The sequence below is a fragment of the Rubrivirga sp. genome (assembly GCF_049648075.1).
Lineage (GTDB): Bacteria > Bacteroidota > Rhodothermia > Rhodothermales > Rubricoccaceae > Rubrivirga.
Genome location: NZ_JBARYR010000720.1, coordinates 1 through 3,591 on the forward strand (window position 1 = coordinate 1; position 3,591 = coordinate 3,591).

At 70.0% G+C, this 3,591-nt stretch carries 2 protein-coding genes; one reads left to right on the top strand and one right to left on the bottom strand.

Features of this window, described 5'->3' with window-relative positions:
* Positions 1 to 145 precede the first annotated feature (145 nt).
* Positions 146 to 3,007 (bottom strand): TonB-dependent receptor, encoded by a 2,862-nt coding sequence (locus WBA11_RS18965; protein ID WP_424522191.1) that lies wholly within the window; start codon positions 3,005 to 3,007, stop codon positions 146 to 148.
* A gap of 189 nt (positions 3,008 to 3,196) precedes the next feature.
* Between WBA11_RS18965 and WBA11_RS18970 the strand changes: the two genes are divergently transcribed.
* Positions 3,197 to 3,591, top strand: a 395-nt coding sequence (locus WBA11_RS18970; protein ID WP_424522192.1) for a fibronectin type III domain-containing protein, incomplete at its 3' end; no start/stop codon positions are given.

Sequence of the window (3,591 nt, forward strand, 5' to 3'; positions counted from 1 at the left end):
CTCGAGGGCGGCCCACCCGACGTCGGCGTTGAGGCCGGCCGAGGTGTCCGCGCGGACGCGGAATGTGCCGGCGTCCCCGACGACGGGAGCGGCGCACCCAGCGAGCGCGATGGCGGCCAGAAAGACGCAGGTCCAGACGCGCACGCTAGAGAACGACGGTGACGCCGAACTCGAAGGTCCGCCCCGTCAAGGCGTGGAAGGTCCGGCGGTCGCGGACGCCCTGGTACTCGCGTTCGGCCTCGTTGGTCAGGTTGCGGACGTAGGCGTTGAACTGGACTTGGCGGTCGAGCAGCTTGTAGCCGGCGTACAGATCCACCGTCGTGCGGTCGTCGCCGTACTCGTCCTCGAAGGCGTCGTCGGAGACGGCGTCGAGGTAGGCGCCCTGGTAGTTGAGCGCGGCGCGGAGCTCGATGGGCCCGGCCTGGTAGAACGGGGCCACGTTCAGGACGACGTCGGACTGGCCGAAGAACGGCACGTTCTCGTCCTCGCGGCCCGGGACCGTGACTTCGGAGTCCATCACGGCCACGTTCGACGACAACCCGATCCCGTTGAACGGGGCCGGCAGGAAGTCGAACAGCTGCAAGAGCGAGACCTCCAAGCCGGTGACCGAGCCGGCGTCGGCGTTGCGCAACTCCTGGAACGTGACCTCCTCGAAAAAGCGGTCGCCGAACCCGGCGATCTCGTCGACTTGGAAGTCGACGTCGCGGCCGAACACGTCGCGCTGAGTCGTCTCGAACACATAGATCGGGTTGCGGACGCGCTTGTAGAACGCGCCGACCGAGAACAGGCTGCCGGCGCCGCGGTAGAGCTCGACGGTCGCGTCGAGGTTGAGCGCGCGCAGCGGCTCGAGGTCGGGGTTGCCCTGCTCGATGGCGCCCTCGAAGACGCCGTCGTCGCCTTCCTCGAACTCGACGTCCTGGAACGCGGCCAGCTCGTCGTAGTCGGGCCGGCCGATGGTCGTCGAGACGGCGGCCCGGACCTGGAGGCGGTCCGAGATCCGGAACAACAGGTGGGCCGAGGGGAGCACGTCGACGTAGCTGTTCTCGGCGCTGAGCTGGGAGACCTGGGCGTTGTCGAACGAGTCGTCGTTGACGAACCGGAACCGCTCGGACGTGGTCGAGGTGGCCTCGACGCGGACGCCGCCCGTCGCCGTGAGCGCGCCCACGACCGCGTTGCCCATGACGTAGCCGGCGTAGACGTCCTCGGTCACGAACGCGTCGACCTCGACCTCCTCCTCGGCCGACTCGACCGGGTCAAGGTTGAAGTACTCGCCAGCGGCGCTGTTCTGGTCGAAAAAGTCCAAGAACCGCCCGACGTCGCCGGTGACCGGGACGCGGCCGTCGCCCTGGAGCGGGTCCGGCGGGTCCATCACGAAGCCCGACAGGTCGAGCGGCAAGTCGCCGGCGGCCCACGGGTCCTCGTTCCGGTCGATGTCCTTGTCGCGCAGCCGGAACTGGCCGCCGACCTTGACGAACCCGACGTTCTCGCCGAACCGGACGTCGTAGCGCAGGTCGGCGCCGGCCTGGTAGGTGTCCTCGACCAGGTCCTCGAACTCGATGTCCATCTCAGTGTAGAGGTAGTTGGTCGGGTCCATGACGGCCTCGAGGTCGTCGAAGACGAGAGTCTCGAAGTCGCCCGAGACGTCGTAGGCCAGCCCAAACCCTTGGCCCTCGCCCCACTCGGGCTGGAACGTCCGCCGCGTCCGCGTCCCGCGTGAGAACGTGCCGTGGACGTGGACCGTGACGTCCGGCCCGAACTCCTGGTCGAGGCCGATGGTCGTCGCGTAGAGCTCCTCGTCGATGTCGGTCGTGGGGATGTCGAGCTGGACCTCGACGTCCTCGAGGCGGCCGGTCGTCGCGGACGTCGGCAAGACGTCGCCGCCCTCGAACTGGACCTCGGTGTTGGTGAACGACTCGTCGCGGAGCGAGTAGTGCGCCCGGACGTAGGCCGAGGTGGCCGGAGCCGGGCGGTAGTCGAGGTTGCCGTTGAGCGCGTAGCGGAACCGGTCGTTGTCCTCGACCTCGCGCTCGAACTCCTCGGGCGCCGGCGTCCCGTCGACGTCGACCCAGGCGCTCGGCGACACGATGGCCGTGTTGAAGTCGCGCCTCGAGGCCGTGCCGGCCACCACGACGCCGAACGCGTTGTCCGGGCCGAACCGGGTGCCGGCCGTGACGCTGCTGCGGAACGGCAGCCTCGTCTCGCCGAACTCGGTCGTGAGTTGGTGGGCCAGCCCGTTGAGCGTGGCCGACAGGAACGGGCTGGGCCGGTCGAACGCCGTCAGCGTGGTCACGTTGACCGAGCCGCCCAGGGCGTTGGCGTCGAGGTCGGGCGTGAGCGCCTTCTGGACCTCGATGGAGGCGACCATCTCGGCCGGGACCAGGTCGAGCGCCGTGGCCCGTGTGCCAGCGGCCGAGGCGACGGCGGCCCCGTTGAAGGTCACGTTGTTGCGGTTGGGTGGCGTCCCGCGGATCGAGACGAACCGGCCCTCGCCGCGATCCGTCCGGATGGTGACGCCGGGCACGCGCTGGGCCGACTCAGCCACGTTGAGGTCGGGGAGTTGGCCGATCTCGTCGGCCGAGACGACGTCGACGACGCTGAGCGCCTCGCGCTTCTCGATGACCGAGCGGACCTGGCCGCGCCGGAGCCCGGTCACGGTCACGCCCTCGAGGTCGAGCGCCGTCGAGCGGATGGTGAAGTCCTGCCGGACCGTTCCGCCCGCGACCGTGACCGTCTGGGTGTCCTCGGCGTAGCCCAGCAGCCGCGCCACGGCGCGGTAGGTGCCCGGCGGGACGCCTTCGATGCGGTAGAACCCGTCGGGGTCGGTCGCCGCGCCGCGCGCCGTCCCCTCGAGGACGACGCTGGCGCCGGCAAGCGGGGTGTCGGTCTCGGCCTCGTACACGTAGCCCTCGACGACGCCCTGTGCGACGGCCGGAGCGGCGGCGATTGCGACCAAGAGCAGGACGAGGAGCAAATCGGAGGACGCGCGCAGCGTAGCAGTCGGGGTCATCGGACAGCAATCGAGAAAGGTTCTGAAAGCCTATCCAGCACGCCTTGCGCCGACGTTGCCCCAGGGTTGTCCGTGCGTTAGCGCGCCGTTACGTCTAACGCCAGGCCCGCCGACCGCCCGGTTGGTAAAGGCCCGGTCACGCGCGCGCGCGCGCGGTCGGCTACGATGCCCGGCCGGCCCGTCCCTGTCATGCGCGCGCTCCTCCTCCTTGCCCTCGTACCTGTGGCCCTCGCGCAGACGGACGAGCCGCGACACGTCTACCTCACCTGGCAGGGCGACACCGCGACGACGATGACCGTCGTGTACCACACGTTCGGCGCCGAGCCCGGTCCGAGCGCCGTGCGCTACGGGACCGACGATCTCGACCTCGAGGGCGAGGGCGCGAGCCATCAGATCGAAGGACTCGAAGACGAGCGATGGGTCCACGTTGTCGAGCTAACCGACCTCGAGGCCGGCGCGCGCTACCAGTTCGTCGCCGGGCGCGGCGGCCAGCGGCGCGCGTTCCGAACCGTCCCCGCCGACGCCAGGCCGGTCCGGTTCGTGACGGGCGGCGACCTGGGCGTGAGCGACGAGGTCCTCCGGCT

Bases quoted from the DNA above. Each gene is read 5' to 3' on its own strand.
- WBA11_RS18965 (WP_424522191.1), bottom strand. From the start codon at position 3,007: ATGACCCCGACTGCTACGCTGCGCGCGTCCTCCGATTTGCTCCTCGTC.